This window comes from Methyloparacoccus murrellii (genome assembly GCF_054657115.1).
Genome location: NZ_BAAHXD010000126.1, coordinates 1 through 444 on the forward strand (window position 1 = coordinate 1; position 444 = coordinate 444).

Annotated in this window: 1 protein-coding gene; it reads left to right on the forward strand. The window is 67.6% G+C overall.

Going from position 1 to position 444, the window contains the following annotated elements; translation table 11 throughout:
• Positions 1-52: 52 nt before the first annotated feature.
• A partial coding sequence (locus tag ACYQ1H_RS15570) for an IS3 family transposase (RefSeq protein WP_460028951.1) occupies positions 53-444 on the forward strand: 392 nt, incomplete at its 3' end.

The following is a 444-nucleotide window of genomic DNA, read 5'->3' on the forward strand; positions in this document are numbered from 1 at the left end:
TGTGAACCGCCCCGACTTTCCCGGAGGCTCCAACCTTTGAGAGGATGGAGCCATGAAGAAGTCCACCAAGTACTCCCCGGAAGTCCGCGAGCGCGCCGTACGCATGGTCCGCGAGCATCAGGACGAGCATGAATCCCAGTGGGCAGCGATCTGCTCCATCGCCGGCAAGATTGGCTGTACGCCTGAAACACGTCGGCTCTGGGTGCGTCAGGCCGATCCGGCCCGGCGGCCGGCTCGCCAGCGTCGGGACGAGGCGCTCTGCGCCCAGATTCAGCGCCTCTGGCGTGAACACTTCGAGGTCTATGGCGTGCGCAAGGTCTGGCGACAGTTGCATCGCGAAGGCGTCGATGTGGCGCGCTGCACGGTCGAGCGCCTGATGCGCCGGCTGGGGCTACGCGGCGTGGTGCGCGGCAAGACGCCCCGCACCCCGGTGAGCGACCGGGC